A 17,439-nucleotide genomic window follows, 5' to 3' on the forward strand; every position below is an offset into this window, starting at 1 on the left:
ATTGAGAATTATCTACAGCTTTAAAATCATGTCCTGATGGGCAATCCCATCCTCTAAGTATTCATTACCAACGCACTCAAACCCAAATGAGCGATAAAAATTTAGTAGGTAGGTTTGCGCGCCTATATAAATATCACGAGAAGGCCATTGGGCCTTACAGCAGTTAATAGCGTGGCTAACTAACTCTTTGCCTAAACCAGAGCTGCGCTGTGATTGAGTAACTAAAACGCGCCCTATCGCACTGTACTGTGCATCTTTTTCATAACAACGAGCATAAGCATTTACGGTTTGCCCATCGAGTGAATACAGGTGGCGAGTAGCATCTGCAATATCAACATCATCAAGTTCGGGGTAAGGACACGCTTGCTCTACAACAAATACGTCAACACGTTTACGCATAATGGCAAACAAAGTCTGGGAGTCGAGCGCCGAGAATGGCTCAGATTTAAATGCCATTAAAACACCTCTTATTATTACAGAGGCTTAATCAGCCTCTGTATTCATCAAGCAAACAGTCGTTCTAACTGATCGCATAGCTGAGATAAGTTAACATGATCATGCTCAATGGTTAAATCGACATAACCGTCACTTCTAAATGCTCTGTCTAACTCAATCAGCACATGCGTTTTATGTGCTTCAGGAATAAACGACAGTTCGATTTCTTTTATTCCAAATAAGCTACGGCTATTTGGTTGATATTCAAGCTCTTGGTAACACCCCGACACAGATTGAAAAGTAGACGCACGAAGATGCCCCTGTTCTACATCTGCTTTGACTAAACTAAAGCCAAGCTTCTCCATTGCTTGCATACAGGTTTTAACCGCTTCATTCGGATAGATGTGCAAATGGTCTTTATCTGTTGGATCAAGTGCAAGATCAATATCAAGCCCTGTTTCTAACCACACATAAGACTGGTTATAACCGGCATTAATTTCTGTGATTGGTGTTTCTGAGTGCAAACGGGCCTCAAATGGAATGGTTTTCACTTCACCAGACTCAACGGTACCAATATCAGTAATGCGCCACTGATCAATAACATGATTAGTAAAATAATCACCGTCTTCACTGGCTACTTTTACTCGGGTAACTAACATTAAATCTAAACCCGCAATTTCTTGACTTACATCGCCTGCGGTAATGACAATTTGTGCATTAAATAATTGCCCAGGCTGAAGATGCTCAGTTTCTAGGATAGTATCTACTTTGGCGGCACCAATGCCTACCGATGCTAAAATTTTTTTAAACATATTTTCTCCTTAAGCTAAGCAATACTTTTGTTCGCTTACGCTTAAACTCCTTCGTTATGGCATCTTAACCACATTTAAAAGCGCTTGTCAGCGAAAAACTGCTATTTACATGCTGTTTACCATAAAACTAACCACATATGTGTATTTTTTGTACTTTACAGCCACTTTATGCCTGTATAAAGATGTTTTAGTAATCAGCTGATAAATAGTCACTATCAGCCAATTAGCAGCAGTAAATAAGTAGATTAATTGTCAATAAGCATTGTTTTTCGCTACACTACAATGCCAAATGCAGTGATACTAATAACTATGGAACTAATTTATTTTGCTACCGCCTTCGTCTGCGGTTTTGGTATATATCAGCTAAAATTACCGCCACTTATCGGCTTTCTTATGGCCGGGTTTATTCTTAATTTAGCGGGCTACAAAAGCACGGAGCTACTCGAAACGATTGCCTCTTTAGGGGTCACACTGCTACTTTTTAGTATTGGCCTCAAGCTAAAAATTTCTAACCTTATGAAACCTCAAGTATGGGCTCCTGCAACTATACACATTGTTTTAAGTAGCGCATTATTTAGTGGTTTTATGTTGTTGCTTGGTGTATTTGCACTGCCGCTATTTGTTGATTTAAGCTGGCAAAGTGCGTTGTTAGTTGGCTTTGCTCTGAGCTTTTCGAGCACGGTATTTGCTGTAAAAGTGCTGGAAGAGCGTGGGGAAATGGCAAGTTTGCATGGTAAAATAGCCATTGGTATTTTGGTTATGCAAGATATATTTGCTGTGTTCTTCTTAGCGGTCAGTACGGGTAAAGTACCAAACATTTGGGCCTTAGGATTAATTGTTGCGCTACCTTTGTTTCGCCCTATTATGTATTGGGTTTTAAATCGTTCTAAACACGGTGAGCTACTGCCGCTATTTGGTTTCTTCTTTGCGTTAGTGGCAGGATATAATGCCTTTGAATTCGCAGGATTAAAGGGCGATTTAGGCGCATTGATCATTGGCATGATATTCGCCCCACACAAAAAAGCCGGTGAGCTGTCTAAGTCATTACTTAGCTTAAAAGATATATTACTGGTTGGTTTTTTCTTAAGTATTGGTTTAAGTGCTGAGCTTACTGCCCACTCTCTAGTCGTTGCCTTAATTTTAGTATTAGTTATTCCTGTTAAAACGCTGCTTTATTACATATTAACTAACTTATTTAAACTGCGTGCTCGTACTTCTTTACTCACCGCGTTTAGTTTGGCTAACTTTAGTGAGTTTGGCTTGATTGTTTGCGCAGTTGCAGCATCTAGCGGCATGGTTACCTCTGAATGGCTCGCCGTTATCGCAATTGCCGTATCGATCACATTTGTGATTGCTTCCCCTTTAAATAAACGTTCTAACGAGCTGTACGTTAAAATTGAACGGTTTTTATTGAAGTTTGAAAGTAAAACCCGCTTAGCGGAAGAGCTTCCAGTAAACTTAAATGATACCAAAATAGTTATTTTTGGTATGGGCAGAATTGGCACCGGTGCCTACGAAACAATAAACTCAACTCATCCTGATGTTGTAGCAGGTATTGATATTAAACCTGAGGTGGTTGATAAACATATAAAACGTGGGCGCAGAGTATTAATTGCTGATGCAACTGACCCCGATTTTTGGCAGCGCGTTAATCACTCCCATGTTGAAATGGTCATGTTAACTATGCCTAAGCATATGCAAAATATTTTTGCCTTAGAGCAGTTGCAGGCATCAGGCTATAAAGGGCAAGTTACAGCCATTGCTAACTATCCCGATCAGCAAAAAGAATTAGAGGATATGGGAATAGATTCTACTTATAACTTTTACTTAGAGGCTGGTAGCGGTTTTGCGGAACATGTAAAGCAAACCTTGTTTCCGTAATCGGGCTTAGATGCAAATAGATTGCATTTACATTCCTTTACATCTGAGTATTTTATTGGTCAAAAAATAAGGTAAAATGTCTGTGCTGGTTGAATAAAGCTAATACCTAAGTTTGTGTTTTATAAAAGACAAATAACGGACCCCTTGCTTTTAAATGACCAATAAGATTCTCAAATTAGAGGGCCTACTCCCTCTATCAATAGGCTGTTACTTGCCCGTTACAGCCTATTTTATTCCCTTAAAATCCCTTACACTTATCCTAATTAATTTATAAAAGATGTCAGTAATGGATCCTCAACAACTAAAAATCGCGATTAACACCATTATGCCATTTGGCAAATATGCAGGACGCCCTTTACTTTTACTGCCTGAGCCTTACTTAGTGTGGTTTAAACAGCAAGGCTTTCCTGATAGCAAGCTTGGCTCTCAGCTCGCTATGATGTACGAAGTGAAGCTTAATGGTTTAGAGCAAATGCTGATGCCACTACTAGAAAAAAATAGTAAATAAAATAGAACTTTTTTATAAGTGGTCTGTCTATCTATTTGCTACTTGTTGTATTTTTTGGTTTTAAACCGCAAAAAAGCGTCCTTTATGGCGTCTTTTTTATTGTTTGGGATTTAGTTGTCGAGGGTGATAATAAACTTAACCCCACCCAGTGGTGAGTCTTCAATCTTGCACTGCCCTTTATGCCAACTAATAATTTTATTTACAATTGCTAGCCCTAATCCAAACCCACCGGTTTTTTTAGCACGGCTTTTATCTAAGCGGGTAAAGGGTTTAAACACTTTCTCACGTTCAGCACCGGCAATACCTGGGCCATCATCTTCAATCACCAGAAATAACTTCGCAGCGTTGGCAGTTAAACTAATATGCACATTTTGCGTAGCATGTTTCAGTGCGTTACTAATTAAATTTTGTAGTACTCGCGACATAAAATGGCTATCACATACGTAAATAAATTGACTCGGTAGCGTTGTTGTTAATTTAATAGGGGTATCAAAACTTACTTTTTCGATATTGGCTTTAATTAATGCGACGATATCACAAGGAGCCAATTGCAAGCTTGGTTGCTGTGTATCTAAACGAGCGTATTCCAGCATTTCTGATACCAAGGATTCTAGCTCATGAATATCCATTTGCATATCAGATAAATAGTGCTGTGCTTTGCCATCTTGAAATTTATTCTCTAGCATCGCGATTGCAAACTTCAAACGCGCTAATGGTGTTCTGAACTCATGTGACACTGATGAGGTCAGTTCCTGTTGAGCACTCAGTAAAAATTCAATTCGTTGCTGCATTACTTGCAGTGTATCAGTGATGGGTAAAAAGAATGATTTAGAGCTGTCGCTTAATTGAAAATCTTGCGCCCCACCGACGGCTTCACAGGCTTGGCTGAGCTTGGCAAAATCTCGCCATAACAGTAAGCTCCATAACCCTATCGGTAAGCTAATAATAAATAAAACTAATAAATAAGGAATTACGGTCCCAGTGTTTTTAGCTTTAACACCTAAAGGGCCGACTTGTAACAAATGAGAGTTATTTAAAGTAACATACCAAACAATACGTTGCTGCTTATCATACAAGTAAAGGTAATTATTTTGCGTCAATTGTATTTGTTGCTCAGCCGGGAGAACTAAATCTTGCGGGGCGATAACTTGGCTATCAAAATTATGTTTTAACTGCTCAAGACCATCTGGCGTTTGAGAAAGCAGCCATAACGACTGCCCAAATTCATCATCTAACAAAACATGTTGCTCAGATTCATCATACGGCCAAAGCTGCTCTATAACACCACTGGCAATAAACAAAGAAGCAATAATATATACGTAAAGGCTTATAAATAGCTTTCCCATTAACCTAGCCTAATACCTTGCATTAATTACATGTCCCACGCATCTGATACAAATAAATAGCCTTGCCCCCACACCGTTTTAATGCGGTATGGTTTATCACTATTATCACCAAGCTTCTTGCGAATACGAGATACGCGTACATCAACGGTTCGATCTAGCCCGTCGTACTCACGGCCAATCATATGTTGGTGCACATGCTCTCGGCTGAGAACCTCTCCGGCATTTGAAGCTAACAACCACAGTAATTCAAACTCATGCGAAGTTAATACAATTTCAACACCGCTTAGCTTTACAATTCGACTAGTTTTATCTATTGATAAGTCACCAAATTTAAGCTCTTCAACGGCTTTTACGCTAGGCTGCCCACGGCGCAGTAATGCACTAATTCGAGCCAATAACACGCGCGGCTCAGCAGGTTTAATAACGTAATCGTCAGCACCGAGTTCTAAGCCAATAACTTGGTCAAAATCTTCACCCTTTGCGGTAAGCATTAAAATAGGTAAGGTGTATTTGTCGCGCACTTGACGACACACGCTAAAGCCATCTTTTCCTGGCAACATCACATCTAAAATGATTAGATCAGCATGATTTTCACTCAAATAAGGAAACACTTCGTCACCGCGATCTAATACGTCAACTTCTAAGCCATTATGCTCAAGATAGTCTTTGGTTAATTGTTGCAACCCTAAGTCATCTTCAACAAGTAATATCTTTGGCATTTACTGCTCCTAAATTAAAAAAAGCTCCAAGGTGAGCGTAGCCGATGTTTTTTCTTAGCGTATACAGTCTGCACTTCTACTTGCACACTCGCTAATGATACACCTGTAAGGGGATTAATCAGGGAGTATATGGTCTCTACCTGAACACGCGCTTTATAACTAAGTTGCCCTTTTTTTACCCCTTGCCAACATTGCAACTGAGTATCTTGCTGGTATAAACACACATCGCTTGGCTCAGACAGTTGCCAGTTAAATTTTAACTCAAGATCACAAAATTCTTGTTGTTCGGAAACCACACAGACTTTGGGTGATACGTTAAGTGAAGAGGCTTTTGCAACGCTAATGTTGCTAAAAAATGAAGCTGCAAACACAACCAACATAAAACACTTCATATTAAAATGTATGTTCGAATCCTATAAAGGCGGTCATTGAATAGTCATGTTCAAAGAGCGGGCTGCTATCCATTGCTGAATAGTCATAATATGCTAAATGAAAACGAAGCGCGTTGGTTTTACCTAGGGGCCAACGGGCGTCGATTTTAGCATAAGGTTGCCAGCTACTACCAACTTCTATTTCACCATATGAAGATTCTGTGCTGTTTAAGCCATAAAAGTAGTTATTTAGTTGGGCTGATTTATAGTTAACGCCTAAGGTCGATTTAAGTTTTAACAACTTAAGATCAAAATGGTATTGCCATTGTAGCGATCCTCTGTAGCTATTATAAACACTGTTTACGTCATGCAATAATTGCGCAGAAAAAACATGTTGTTGTTTTACAAAAAAATAACTCACACCCGCATCCAACACCACTCGTCTTTTTTGAATGTTATTAATATTAATCTGGCGAGGAGATTCAATGTGTTGTGATTCTAATATTTCATTATTAGACATTGCTGTGAGCGGGAATATATTTTGCGGGTGCCAATCAATAAAAAACCGTGATTCTGGGTTAATTTCTGACACTAAGCTAATGTTATGCGTATCGCTTTGTAAAAAAGAATAACCTAAGCGACCGTTATCAAAAAACCAATTTTGGCCATAATAAGCTACTTGTGGAACCACCAACAAAGGAATGTTGTCAGCACCGTATAAAGGATTACTGATCACTCCAGCCCCTAAGCTGACACTAATCTTAAGTTCATCCGTAGAGATATGTTGCTGCGTCTGAGCAATTGCATTAGCGCTAAATAACGCCAATAAAATGCATATTTTTATTCTCAGATGTAACATCATGGAGTTATTCACTAGTTTATAAAGTGGCTTTGACCCTATAGTAGCAAGTAGTATCAGTACAAGCTCTAGAGGGTTACAATCATTAACAAATTTGATACAAACGGAACACGTTTACAAATTGGCGGCTATTTCAACTCGATTTCGACCATGAGTTTTAGCTAAATAAAGTGCTCTATCGGCTTTTTCTACTAATAAACAGCTCTTACTAAAAGACTGCATTAGAGCTATGCCAAAACTTGCTGAGATATTACGTTTATTATTACTATCTTCTTTCTTACGGATAGTTAATTTAGCAATACTTAAGCGTAACTTATTACAAAAGATCATTGCATCATTAATGCTATCAAAGTAACCCGTGATACAAAATTCTTCACCACCGAAACGATAAGCATTGTATTGTTCTTGCACGCTATTTTGCACTTTTTGAGCAACAAGTTTGAGTACCTCATCGCCTTTTTGATGACCAAAATCATCATTAAAACGTTTAAAGTGATCGATATCGAACATTATTAACACGGCTAACTTATCTTGCTCGTCTTGTGAAGATGCATGAAGGCAAAACTCGACTATGTCGGTATCAAACTTGCCGCGATTATATAACCCCGTTAGCGAATCTTTATCAACCGCTTCTTGAGTCATAGTCAGAGCTTCTTTTAAATCTTTAATCTCATTATATGCTTGCGCTAATTTAGTTTGGAAACCACGGGCGTAATCTTGCATGGCAATAGATTCGTCTGTTAAACGCTCTACACAAGACAAAATTTCATTAAATGAGTTAATACTAGAGAGTGTTTTTAACTCATTTTGTGAGTCAACTAACGAGGTAGTAAAACTTTTTGAATACTGAATAGAGTCACTCAAATCAAACTGTACTTGCTCTACCGTACCATGAAATTTTTCAGACATTTGTTGGAAAAACGCTAATTCTTCATCGTTTATATATTTATCAAAAATTTCCTGAGCACTTTGGGCCGAGCAGGTATTGTGCTGACCGATAACTTTATCAAGCTCTGTATTTAGTTGTGGATTATCGCCCTGTACATAACAGTACCAAATCGCATAATTAATTGGCGTTACCGGCATTTTGTACTTAACCATAAGCGGAATGGCTTTTTTAAACACTGGGCAGAATGAGCAAGTGAGGCAGTATTATCCATAATTGAAACTCTCAGACATCACAACAAAAATGTTAATAAACACATAAATATTAGCGGTTTATATTAACACTTTTTTATCATCCAACAAGCCTATATTATGTTTTCTCCCATATTTTGTGCAATATTCCAAAGCGCACTAATCGCTGGATCATTCAATTCTTTGTGTAATACCGCCAGACCAATTTTAAACCCTTGTGGTGGCTCGCCTTTGTACTCTAAAACCTGCACTTTATCGTTTAGCGGGCTATTATCAAGTACAATTTTTGGGATCATAGCCACACCTAAGCCTAAACTCACCATAGATACCATGGCTTCATGCCCAGCCACTTGCGCGTAAATTTTTCCCTGAACGTTATTTTTTCGCCACCATTGCTCCAACCTTTGACGTGAAAACCCTTTTTCAGCAACAATAAACTCAAGCTCGGACCAATCAATAGTCTCGGTGTTAGTGGCTAGTTTTTCTGTGATCGGGCATTGAATAGTGGGCGCAATTAATACCAGTTGCGAATAACCAATGTCTACAAATGCAATTTGTGCAGGTAATTTACTGGGCCTGGCTGCAATGGCCATAGATTCATGCCCATCTAACACTCGGTTAATAGCCAAAGCGGGATCGCCCGTATTTAAGGTGATTTCAATATGCTGATGCTGAGCTCTCAGTTGCTCTAAAATATGATGCAAAAAACTGTAGGACGCGGTAACTGAACAATAAAGGCTTACATTGCCATAAATGTGTTGTTGCGGCTCGTTTAAATTAGCCTTAAAACGCTGCCAATTAGTAAGCGTTGCACTGGCGTACTCCTTAAATGCAATGCCTTCGCGGGTAAGCTTTACACTGCGATTATCACGCTGAAATAACATCACCCCTACTTCATCTTCTAATTGCTTAATGTTACGGCTTAAAGTAGGAGCACTTACATGACACAACTCACTGGCACGAGAAAAATGAAGCGTTTTTGCTAACGCTAAAAAGTAATGTAAATGCTTATGATCCATGTCAACGCCTGTATTTCATTTTATGAAACACTTTAATTCAAATATATCATTTTACGCAAGAAGAGATTTTTCATATGGTTATTCCAAGCAAAGCAAACGCAATGCATCTAACAAATTGAATTAATAGGAACCTTAATCATGGCAAATTATTTTAATAGCTTACCTTTACGCGAACAATTAGCGCAATTAGCACAATGTGAATTTATGGGTGCAGACGAATTTAACGACGGCGTTGCCGCACTCAAGGGTAAAAAGTTAGTGATTGTCGGCTGTGGCGCACAGGGTTTAAATCAAGGCTTAAATTTACGTGATTCGGGTTTAAATGTAGCCTATACACTTCGTGAGTCAGCGATCGCTGAGCGCCGTCAATCATTTTTAAATGCATCTGACAATGGTTTTAAAGTGGGTACTTACGAAGAATTGATCCCAACAGCTGATGTTGTACTTAACCTAACACCGGATAAACAGCACACCGCGGTTGTTAATGCCATCATGCCATTAATGAAACACGGCTCAACGCTTGCTTACTCACATGGTTTTAATATTGTAGAAGAAGGTATGCAAGTACGTGAAGACATAACCGTAATTATGGTTGCACCAAAATGCCCAGGTTCCGAAGTACGTGAAGAGTATAAACGCGGCTTTGGTGTACCCACACTCATTGCGGTTCACCCAGAGAACGACCCTCAAGGGCATGGTTTAGCGCAAGCAAAAGCTTATGCTGCAGGTACGGGTGGTCATCGTGCAGGGGTACTTAAGTCATCGTTTATCGCCGAGGTCAAATCTGACTTAATGGGTGAGCAAACCATTTTATGTGGCATGTTACAAACAGGTTCTATTTTATGTTTTGATAAGATGATTGATAAAGGGATTGATGCTGGCTATGCCTCAAAACTAATTCAATATGGTTGGGAAGTGATCACAGAAGCACTTAAGTATGGCGGCGTTACCAATATGCTTGACCGCCTATCAAACCCTGCCAAAGTCAGAGCATTTGAATTAAGTGAGCAGCTAAAAGTAATCATGCGCCCACTGTATAACAAACACCAAGATGACATAATCGATGGCACATTTTCACGGGTAATGATGGAAGACTGGGCAAACGATGACGCTAACTTATTAAAATGGCGTGCTGAAACTGCAGAAACTCATTTTGAAAAAACACCAGCAGGTGATGTAGAAATTACTGAACAAGAATTTTTTGATAACGGCATTTTAATGGTGGCCATGGTAAAAGCCGGCGTAGAGCTGGCATTTGAAACCATGACTGCAGCCGGTATTATTGCAGAATCTGCTTATTATGAGTCACTGCATGAAACGCCATTAATTGCTAATACCATTGCACGTAAAAAGCTGTTTGAAATGAATCGTACTATTTCAGATACGGCAGAATATGGTTGCTACTTATACAACCATGCATGTTTGCCACTACTACAAGAGTTTATGCAAGATATTGATACCGATGTTATTGGTAAAGGCTTAAATGAGCAAAGTAACCAAGTAGATAATCAAACATTGATTCAAATAAATACCGCACTGCGTGAACACCCTGTTGAAAAAGTGGGTGCTAAATTACGCGGCTATATGTCGGCAATGAAAAAAATAGTTTAATTCTATAACCCTAGAACTTTCACTTGTTAGAAACCAAGCCCACTTGCATTTTGCTGTGGGCTTTTTTTAATGTAAATTATTCATCAATAGCCGAAAATAAATAATGTGCTAAAATAATCCTCTCATTGCCTAAGTTGTAAATATAAGTATTATCATGACGATACAAAATCTCTCTATTACTCAAAAAATAACAGCGCTTGGAAGCATTATTGCTATTTGTGTTGCTGTATTAATTGGTTTGACGTCTTTGCATAACTCAAAGAATATTATTGAGCAACGCATGATCGAATCGGAACTGCCAAGTAAACTGCAAACAATCAGTAATCATATTGGTGGGGAGATCAATGAACTTCTAGGCGCAGCACAGCAGCTTTCTGCCAATACCTTTATTTTAGATTGGGCAAACTCTGGCAACACCAATGATGCACTTTTACTCAAAGAACTCAATCGTTTGGTTGAGCAATATGATCTTGCTACCGCTTCATGGGCTAATAAGAATACCGCGCAATATTGGAACCAAGATGGCTTTTTGCGTGTTTTAAAAAATGATGCTGCAGATGGCTGGTTTTTTGCTTTTACTCAATCAAAACAACCCTACTCAATCAGTATTTATCAAGAATCTGAAAACGATGTAAAAATGTTTGTTAATCACCAGCAGCCCAATGGATTCGGCTTGGCGGGCTTAGCAAAAAGCATCACAGATATGCAAAAGCTGCTTCAACAGTTTAAAATTGAGCAGTCAGGGTTTGTATTTATTGCCGATAAAAATGGCTTAATTCAGCTACATAAAGATGCAGCTAAAGTTGCCAAGGTTAATATAGATAGTATTTACAGTGCCAATATTCATAACAAATTACTTGATGAAAACGGCTTTGCATTAGAAGAAGTAAATATTAACGGACAAGCCACGCTGATTGCTGCCACACCAATTAAAAACACCGACTTATTTGTGTTAGCTCAAGTACCAAAAAGCGAAGTTTTCGCAAGCGTAAACACTCTAGAGTGGCAAATATTCACATTCACTATCATCACAGCACTTATCGCAAGCGTGATCAGTTACTTATTAGCTCGTTCTTTAGCCTCACCGTTATCAAAAATGGCGGAGTTGTTTTCTCGTTTAGGACGTGGCGATGCTAATTTAGCTTATCGCCTACCTACATCACCTCAACCTGAACTCAATAATTTAACGTCGGGCTTTAACCAATTTATTGAAAAAATAGAAACCGCCATTGTGCAAGTAGCTGATGAAAGCCATGGTATTCGTCAAAGCTCTGATCATGTCTTTGCGCAAGCAAAACAAAACTCGTTAGCGTTGGATAAACAAAAAGAGCAAACCATTTCGGTTGCTGCAGCGATTAATGAAATGGGCGCTACGGTGCAAGAAATAGCACAAAGTGCCGCTAATGCTGCTAAGTTAACCAACGATAGCCGCGATAATACCAAACAAAGTCATCAGCAAGTATTACAGAGCCAAACGACAATCTCAGCCCTTGCCAGCGACATTGATGGTATTACCGAGCAAGTTGCTTTGCTTTCTAAAAAAACCATTGATATTGCAAGCATAGTGGATTCAATTAGAGGGATTTCAGAGCAAACCAACTTGCTGGCACTTAATGCAGCCATTGAATCTGCACGCGCTGGTGAACATGGTCGAGGGTTTGCAGTCGTTGCTGATGAAGTAAGAGCACTGGCGAATCGTACATCACAGTCAACCACTGAAATACAATCAATGATTGAAGAGCTCACTCAAATTTCAGATGATGTTGTAAATGATATTAGCCAATCAAAGAATAAAGCCCAACAAAGCGTCAGCGCAATGCAAAGCTCGGTTGAGTTACTTAATACGATTACTGAAACAGCAAATGAAATTAACGACATGGCAACTCTAATAGCCACCGCTACCGAACAACAAAGTAGCGTAGTAAATGATGTGGGTCGAAGTATTGAGCAAATTAGTGAGATCAGTGATAAATCAATGAGTGAACAAATCAATACTGAACAAGCAATTCGTGATTTAGCCACCAGCGCACAAACACTTGATGCACTAGTGGCCACATTTAACCAGCAGCGTTAAATAGTTTGTTACGTTAAAAAATAACCTCTGTACCAAATAGCCACTATACTTACAGTGTGTTTTTTGTACAGAGGTGTGTATGAGTGCTGTTCAAGGTAAACATTACTTACTAGCTGCTTGTTTGCTCAGTTTAAGTGCGTGTAGCACCACAGATAACGCCAATATAAGTGTGCCAATCCCTATTATTGCTCCCCCAATGCAACTACAACAGCAGCTTGTAGAGTCTGAGCAACAAATATTTCAACTCGACCATAGCCTCAAACAACAGTTAAGTGCTTATGTACAAACGCGAAAATCTGCTGACGAAATTGCCTATAGTGTACTTAGTTTTTTACTCACAAATGGTGATAACTCACTATCTTATCAATCTACCAGCACACAAACAGCGTCTCAAAGCTATCAAAATTTAAATGCTAACTGTCTTTCCCTCTCTATTTTAGCGTATAGCTTAGCCGAACATTTAGGCCTTAAGGCCCGCTTTCAAAAAGTACATATTCCAGAATACTGGGCGTTAAACCAAGGGTTTAATTTACTCACTGGGCATATCAACCTGGCCATAGACAATAAAACGAAGCTCAAAGACAGCTCACTTGTTTATCAGCGTAATCAACGTTTAATCATTGATTTTGACCCCAATAGCCGACAAGCTCGTTTTGCAACCTCATCGTTATCAAAAAAGCGAGTAACCGCCATGTTTTATAATAATAAAGGCGGTGAGGCATTGGTTAATAAACAGTTTGATTTAGCTTATAGTTATTTTAAAGCAGCAATCAATACCGATTCCTCATTTAGTGCCAGTTGGGGAAATTTAGGGGTACTCTTTAAACAATTAGGTGATTTAAAGCAAGCGGAGGAAATGTACCGCTATGCCATTGCCTTAAACGCTGATAATAATACTGCGCAAGGTAATTTAGCATTATTATATAAACTCACAGATAGAGTAGCCGAAGGCGATAAGCTATTAGCAGAGCTTGACAGAAAGCGCCAAACTAACCCTTATTATCATATATCGCTTGGTAACAGTGACTATGTAAGTGGTGACTATACAAACGCGATTAGCCATTATAAAAAAGCAAACGCTATGTCACCAACCTTACATGAAAGTCACTTTGGACTAGCCCGCAGTTACTTTGAATTAAATAATATAACTAAAGCGGAGTTTCATTTGCGTAAAGCTAGAAAAAAAGCAGACTTTGTTCATGAAATGCAGCGCTATGACAATAAGCTCATTGCATTAAAATCACTCACCGCTAAGGCGAATCATTATTAAATTATTTAGCTTAACATGTGTCGTACTTTTTATAAGTTGGAGCGGACTTTGTAAACAGATTGAGCCACAATTATTAACTGATTTAACTATGTTAACCAGCCCAGAATTGGCTGGTAGAAAAACGAATAGTCATGCTGCCTTGCTCACTAGGGAGTATTTAAAAACACGCTTCAAAGAGCATCAACTCATAGTAAGTGAACAACCTTTTACTTATTCCTCAGGGCTGTTTTCTAGCGCACAAGGCGTTAATATTATTGCTACTAATACAGTAAAAGATTTACCTGTTATTGTTATTACTGCGCATTATGATCATTTAGGCCTAAAAGCGGGGAAATTACACCCTGGCGCTAACGATAACGCCTCGGGTGTTGCCGCATTGCTGTATTTATCGCATGCGCTAACGGCCTCTTCCTCTTACCGCTTTATGTTTGTTGCAACAGACGCTGAAGAAAATGGCTTACACGGCAGTGAGCACTTTGCTAAAACAATGCGCCAGCTCCCTATTGTTTTAAATATTAACCTAGATATGTTGGCAATTAAAAAATCGCATAAGCGATTATACGCGCTAACAAGTCGCGCCTTAAAAAGCCAACTTAACTTAGTATTTACTCAGATTAAGGGTAACAAAGTGAAATTAAAACCTATTTATTCATCACGAAAAATGAGCCGACTCACCAACACGAAACAAATAGATTGGCACAGAGCCAGTGACCATTATTCATTCGCTAAACAAAAAATTCCGTATGTGTACTTTTCTATGGGGGCAGATAACTTCCATCATAGTGCTAAAGATACGCTCGAAAATATAAACACTCCCCTCTATCAAGAAGCCGTATTGCTAATTGAGGCATTTATTAATCAGCTTTTGACAAGCCCGGTGGTATTAAGTCCCCCTTTAAAAGCAGCAACATAAGCCTCTTTTTTTGCTCGTGGAAGTTTTTTAATCGCATACTCTAATTTGCTTGCGTCGCTTTTAGTACCTACTTGTTGTTGATGAATGAGCACCAGCGGCCCTTTACCTTTAAGGTTTTTTGCCCCTTTACCTGCTTGGTGAGTGGCGATACGTCGTGTTACATCAACCGTAATGCCGGTATACCAATGACCAAACCGTGTTTGCACAATATAAAGTGACCAAATAGCCGGTTTATTTTTACTATTGCTCAACTCATTGTTTAAACTTTTTTGATTATTAATGGTCAAAACCTCGCCTTTACGCGCTAAACAAAAACAATTACTCAAAAGGGTTTTACCTTGAGTGACTAATCGGTATCATGCAGATTATAAAAAATAAGGATCACAACTAACAATGCAGTCGTTAAAAACTTTTTCTCTTTGGCTTATCGTCGCTTTAACGCTTAGTTCAGCCGCAGGTTGTTCTAGCTGGGTATACCGAATCAACATCCCTCAAGGTAACTTTTTAGAACAATCAGACGTTGATAAGCTTCGCGTTAATATGACTCGCGAACAAGTAATTTACGTATTAGGCAGACCCATTGCCGAAGACGCCTTCGATAAAAGTACTTGGCGTTATGTATACAGCTTTAATAAAGGGCGAGCTAATGAACAATTTAAATCATTAGTCTTAAACTTTGAAAATGAAAAGCTGGTTACGGTATCGGGCGACTATGAGCAACCAGAAAACTTTACAACACCTTTAGAGCAATAAGAAAGCTCTTAAGGTTTAATTAAAAAAGGTGAGCATGGCTCACCTTTTTTGTATCTAACGATCTAACGGCCGGCCACCTGTTACTTTATTAGCGCGGCCCTCTTCTTTGGCTTTTTCAGCGCGTTTCCTGCGAGCATCTTTAGGGTCGGCAATTAATGGGCGGTAAATTTCAATCCTGTCGCCATCTTTAAGCTCATGATTAAGCTTTACCGTTCTGTTCCATACGCCTAAAGTTAAATCGGTTGCATCAATCTCAGGGCACTTTTTGATAATCCCTGACTGTATTACCGCTTGCTCAGCCGTTGTGCCTTGCAGCACTTCTATATTTAACGTGGTTGCCTTAGTGGGTAACGCGAACACAACTTCAATATTGATCATGCACGTTCTCCATACACTGTTTTTGCACGTTGAGTAAACGCACTCACCATGTTTTTTGCCACATCATTAAAAATTTTACCAAACGCTAGCTCTATGAGCTTACTTGAAAACTCAAAGTCTAGCTGTAAATTAACCTTACACGCATGCGTATCTAATTGCTGAAAGTGCCAGCGACCTTGCAGGGTTTTAAAAGGACCATCAACCAAGCGAAGCATCACTGTTTGTTCATCAATTAGCGTATTTTCAGTGGTAAACCATTTTTTTATGCCGGCTTTAGATATTTCTAAACTAGCGGTCATGTTATTATCATGCTGCTTAATAATTTTTGAGTCTGAACAATTAGGTAAAAACTGTGAATAGGCTTCTACATCATTGACTAGATCAAACATCTCTTTAGTGCTGTACATAACCAGCGCGCTTTTTTCTATTTGTGGCATACTCACTCCCAACTGTGTGCAGGAATTTTAGCAAGCTTTGTGCGTTTCCCCAAACTTTCATCGCGCTTAAATTAATCCTTCGCTTTTGCATGTATAATTTAAAAAAATCGATGTAAAACATCTTGTATAACGTATATTATAGGGCACTATGGCTAAGAAAAATTCATCAAAATCGACAAGTAATACCATCGCGCTAAATAAAAAAGCGCGACACGAGTATTTTTTACACGACAAGTTTGAAGCAGGTGTTGAACTCCAAGGCTGGGAAGTAAAAAGTATCCGAGCAGGTAAAGTAAATATCTCTGAAACTTATATTCATCTTAAAAACGGTGAAGCATTTTTATTAGGCAGTACCATTCAGCCTTTAAATAGTGCATCGACCCATGTTATTTGTGACCCGCTACGTTACCGTAAATTACTACTAAGCAGGCGTGAACTCGACCGCTTAGTTGGTGCAACTGAGCGTGATGGTTATTCATTAGTTGCCACCGCTATGTATTGGAAAAAATGCTGGGTGAAGCTTGAATTCCATTTAGCTAAAGGTAAGAAAATGCATGACAAACGTGAAGACGGTAAAAATAAAGATTGGTCCCGTGAAAAAGAACGTTTAATGAAACATAAAGTTTAAATAAAAACGCCTAACATGATGTTAGGCGTTTTTTTTGATTAAACTTCTAGCAAAATACAAATTATTACAAATTAAAGTTGCTCGGTGATTTATTTTTAAATAATGATAAAAACACTCTCCCGCAGCAGATAGCAAGTATCCCATCGTTTTCCTTCATTGAGAAAATCAGTACATATTCGTGCCGATAACAAAATCATCTTTGCGGCTAATTGATAACGCTTAAGTTACATGGTATTAATAATTCGACTTGTAAAAACAAGTAAATTATAACATATCAACAAGGACTTA

At 38.8% G+C, this 17,439-nt stretch carries 18 protein-coding genes and 1 pseudogene; 8 read left to right on the forward strand and 11 right to left on the reverse strand.

Features of this window, described 5'->3' with window-relative positions; all coding sequences use genetic code 11:
* Positions 1-12: 12 nt before the first annotated feature.
* Positions 13-456 carry a GNAT family N-acetyltransferase gene (locus tag P20439_RS07705; protein ID WP_008465860.1) on the reverse strand — a complete coding sequence of 148 codons (444 nt, stop codon included), beginning with the start codon at positions 454-456 and terminating at the stop codon, positions 13-15.
* Positions 457-503: 47 nt separating this feature from the next.
* Positions 504-1,247: a sporulation protein gene (locus P20439_RS07710; RefSeq protein WP_008465862.1), complete on the reverse strand. Its 744-nt coding sequence runs from the start codon at positions 1,245-1,247 to the stop codon at positions 504-506.
* 309 nt (positions 1,248-1,556) lie between these two features.
* Here P20439_RS07710 and P20439_RS07715 point away from each other — a divergent pair, with 309 nt between their 5' ends.
* Both P20439_RS07715 and P20439_RS07720 read left to right on the forward strand, forming a co-directional pair.
* The gene (locus tag P20439_RS07715) at positions 1,557-3,128 is read left to right on the forward strand and encodes a cation:proton antiporter family protein (protein WP_036933206.1); all 1,572 of its coding nucleotides are present in this window, start codon (positions 1,557-1,559) and stop codon (positions 3,126-3,128) included.
* A gap of 286 nt (positions 3,129-3,414) precedes the next feature.
* A complete protein-coding gene (locus P20439_RS07720) occupies positions 3,415-3,636 on the forward strand; it encodes a DUF3820 family protein (protein WP_008109131.1) in 222 nt (73 codons plus the stop codon).
* Between the two features lie 110 nt (positions 3,637-3,746).
* Here P20439_RS07720 and P20439_RS07725 read toward each other — a convergent pair whose 3' ends face one another.
* The 6 genes and pseudogenes from P20439_RS07725 to ilvY all read right to left on the reverse strand — a co-directional run bounded on the left by P20439_RS07725 (position 3,747) and on the right by ilvY (position 9,087).
* Positions 3,747-4,982 carry an ATP-binding protein gene (locus P20439_RS07725; protein ID WP_008109127.1) on the reverse strand — a complete coding sequence of 412 codons (1,236 nt, stop codon included), beginning with the start codon at positions 4,980-4,982 and terminating at the stop codon, positions 3,747-3,749.
* 26 nt (positions 4,983-5,008) lie between these two features.
* Positions 5,009-5,701 carry a response regulator gene (locus P20439_RS07730; protein ID WP_008109125.1) on the reverse strand — a complete coding sequence of 231 codons (693 nt, stop codon included), beginning with the start codon at positions 5,699-5,701 and terminating at the stop codon, positions 5,009-5,011.
* Between the two features lie 14 nt (positions 5,702-5,715).
* The gene (locus P20439_RS07735; RefSeq protein ID WP_008109122.1) at positions 5,716-6,081 is read right to left on the reverse strand and encodes a DUF3019 domain-containing protein; all 366 of its coding nucleotides are present in this window, start codon (positions 6,079-6,081) and stop codon (positions 5,716-5,718) included.
* Between the two features lie 13 nt (positions 6,082-6,094).
* Positions 6,095-6,934 (reverse strand): MipA/OmpV family protein, encoded by an 840-nt coding sequence (locus P20439_RS07740; protein ID WP_050947010.1) that lies wholly within the window; start codon positions 6,932-6,934, stop codon positions 6,095-6,097.
* 111 nt (positions 6,935-7,045) lie between these two features.
* Positions 7,046-8,091 (reverse strand): annotated as a pseudogene (locus tag P20439_RS07745) (GGDEF domain-containing protein).
* A 90-nt stretch (positions 8,092-8,181) separates the two neighbouring features.
* Positions 8,182-9,087 carry an HTH-type transcriptional activator IlvY gene (gene ilvY / locus P20439_RS07750; protein ID WP_008465868.1) on the reverse strand — a complete coding sequence of 302 codons (906 nt, stop codon included), beginning with the start codon at positions 9,085-9,087 and terminating at the stop codon, positions 8,182-8,184.
* Positions 9,088-9,225: 138 nt separating this feature from the next.
* On the opposite strand from ilvY, the gene ilvC reads away from it, so the two are divergent.
* The 4 genes from ilvC to P20439_RS07770 all read left to right on the forward strand — a co-directional run bounded on the left by ilvC (position 9,226) and on the right by P20439_RS07770 (position 14,955).
* Complete coding sequence (gene ilvC / locus P20439_RS07755) at positions 9,226-10,698, forward strand: ketol-acid reductoisomerase (RefSeq protein ID WP_008109116.1); 1,473 nt, start codon at positions 9,226-9,228, stop codon at positions 10,696-10,698.
* 154 nt (positions 10,699-10,852) lie between these two features.
* Positions 10,853-12,772 carry a methyl-accepting chemotaxis protein gene (locus tag P20439_RS07760; protein ID WP_008109113.1) on the forward strand — a complete coding sequence of 640 codons (1,920 nt, stop codon included), beginning with the start codon at positions 10,853-10,855 and terminating at the stop codon, positions 12,770-12,772.
* A 79-nt stretch (positions 12,773-12,851) separates the two neighbouring features.
* Positions 12,852-14,042, forward strand: a complete 1,191-nt coding sequence (locus P20439_RS07765; RefSeq protein ID WP_008465869.1) for a tetratricopeptide repeat protein — start codon at positions 12,852-12,854, stop codon at positions 14,040-14,042.
* Between the two features lie 88 nt (positions 14,043-14,130).
* On the forward strand, positions 14,131-14,955 hold the full coding sequence (locus P20439_RS07770) for a M28 family peptidase (RefSeq protein WP_008465870.1): 825 nt from the start codon (positions 14,131-14,133) through the stop codon (positions 14,953-14,955).
* On the opposite strand, the gene P20439_RS07775 is transcribed toward P20439_RS07770, so the two are convergent.
* Positions 14,901-15,242 (reverse strand): GIY-YIG nuclease family protein, encoded by a 342-nt coding sequence (locus P20439_RS07775; protein WP_036933212.1) that lies wholly within the window; start codon positions 15,240-15,242, stop codon positions 14,901-14,903. The two genes, P20439_RS07770 and P20439_RS07775, sit on opposite strands and share 55 nt — an antisense overlap.
* Positions 15,243-15,348: 106 nt before the next feature.
* Between P20439_RS07775 and P20439_RS07780 the strand changes: the two genes are divergently transcribed.
* Positions 15,349-15,708, forward strand: a complete 360-nt coding sequence (locus P20439_RS07780; RefSeq protein WP_008109107.1) for an outer membrane protein assembly factor BamE — start codon at positions 15,349-15,351, stop codon at positions 15,706-15,708.
* 54 nt (positions 15,709-15,762) lie between these two features.
* Here the strand turns inward: P20439_RS07780 and P20439_RS07785 are convergent, their stop codons facing one another.
* A complete protein-coding gene (locus P20439_RS07785; protein ID WP_008109106.1) occupies positions 15,763-16,086 on the reverse strand; it encodes an RnfH family protein in 324 nt (107 codons plus the stop codon).
* Positions 16,083-16,523 (reverse strand): type II toxin-antitoxin system RatA family toxin, encoded by a 441-nt coding sequence (locus P20439_RS07790; RefSeq protein ID WP_008109104.1) that lies wholly within the window; start codon positions 16,521-16,523, stop codon positions 16,083-16,085. Before P20439_RS07790 ends, P20439_RS07785 begins: the two co-directional genes overlap by 4 nt.
* Before the next feature lie 148 nt (positions 16,524-16,671).
* Between P20439_RS07790 and smpB the strand changes: the two genes are divergently transcribed.
* Positions 16,672-17,151 (forward strand): SsrA-binding protein SmpB, encoded by a 480-nt coding sequence (gene smpB, locus P20439_RS07795; RefSeq protein ID WP_008109102.1) that lies wholly within the window; start codon positions 16,672-16,674, stop codon positions 17,149-17,151.
* Positions 17,152-17,439 lie beyond the last annotated feature (288 nt).

It is taken from the genome of Pseudoalteromonas sp. BSi20439 (genome assembly GCF_000241165.1).
Taxonomy (GTDB): Bacteria; Pseudomonadota; Gammaproteobacteria; order Enterobacterales; family Alteromonadaceae; genus Pseudoalteromonas.

Bases quoted from the DNA above. Each gene is read 5' to 3' on its own strand.
- P20439_RS07705 (WP_008465860.1), bottom strand. From the start codon at position 456: ATGGCATTTAAATCTGAGCCATTCTCGGCGCTCGACTCCCAGACTTTG.
- P20439_RS07710 (WP_008465862.1), bottom strand. From the start codon at position 1,247: ATGTTTAAAAAAATTTTAGCATCGGTAGGCATTGGTGCCGCCAAAGTA.
- P20439_RS07715 (WP_036933206.1), top strand. From the start codon at position 1,557: ATGGAACTAATTTATTTTGCTACCGCCTTCGTCTGCGGTTTTGGTATA.
- P20439_RS07720 (WP_008109131.1), top strand. From the start codon at position 3,415: ATGGATCCTCAACAACTAAAAATCGCGATTAACACCATTATGCCATTT.
- P20439_RS07725 (WP_008109127.1), bottom strand. From the start codon at position 4,982: ATGGGAAAGCTATTTATAAGCCTTTACGTATATATTATTGCTTCTTTG.
- P20439_RS07730 (WP_008109125.1), bottom strand. From the start codon at position 5,701: ATGCCAAAGATATTACTTGTTGAAGATGACTTAGGGTTGCAACAATTA.
- P20439_RS07735 (WP_008109122.1), bottom strand. From the start codon at position 6,081: ATGTTGGTTGTGTTTGCAGCTTCATTTTTTAGCAACATTAGCGTTGCA.
- P20439_RS07740 (WP_050947010.1), bottom strand. From the start codon at position 6,934: ATGATGTTACATCTGAGAATAAAAATATGCATTTTATTGGCGTTATTT.
- ilvY (WP_008465868.1), bottom strand. From the start codon at position 9,087: ATGGATCATAAGCATTTACATTACTTTTTAGCGTTAGCAAAAACGCTT.
- ilvC (WP_008109116.1), top strand. From the start codon at position 9,226: ATGGCAAATTATTTTAATAGCTTACCTTTACGCGAACAATTAGCGCAA.
- P20439_RS07760 (WP_008109113.1), top strand. From the start codon at position 10,853: ATGACGATACAAAATCTCTCTATTACTCAAAAAATAACAGCGCTTGGA.
- P20439_RS07765 (WP_008465869.1), top strand. From the start codon at position 12,852: ATGAGTGCTGTTCAAGGTAAACATTACTTACTAGCTGCTTGTTTGCTC.
- P20439_RS07770 (WP_008465870.1), top strand. From the start codon at position 14,131: ATGTTAACCAGCCCAGAATTGGCTGGTAGAAAAACGAATAGTCATGCT.
- P20439_RS07780 (WP_008109107.1), top strand. From the start codon at position 15,349: ATGCAGTCGTTAAAAACTTTTTCTCTTTGGCTTATCGTCGCTTTAACG.
- P20439_RS07785 (WP_008109106.1), bottom strand. From the start codon at position 16,086: ATGATCAATATTGAAGTTGTGTTCGCGTTACCCACTAAGGCAACCACG.
- P20439_RS07790 (WP_008109104.1), bottom strand. From the start codon at position 16,523: ATGCCACAAATAGAAAAAAGCGCGCTGGTTATGTACAGCACTAAAGAG.
- smpB (WP_008109102.1), top strand. From the start codon at position 16,672: ATGGCTAAGAAAAATTCATCAAAATCGACAAGTAATACCATCGCGCTA.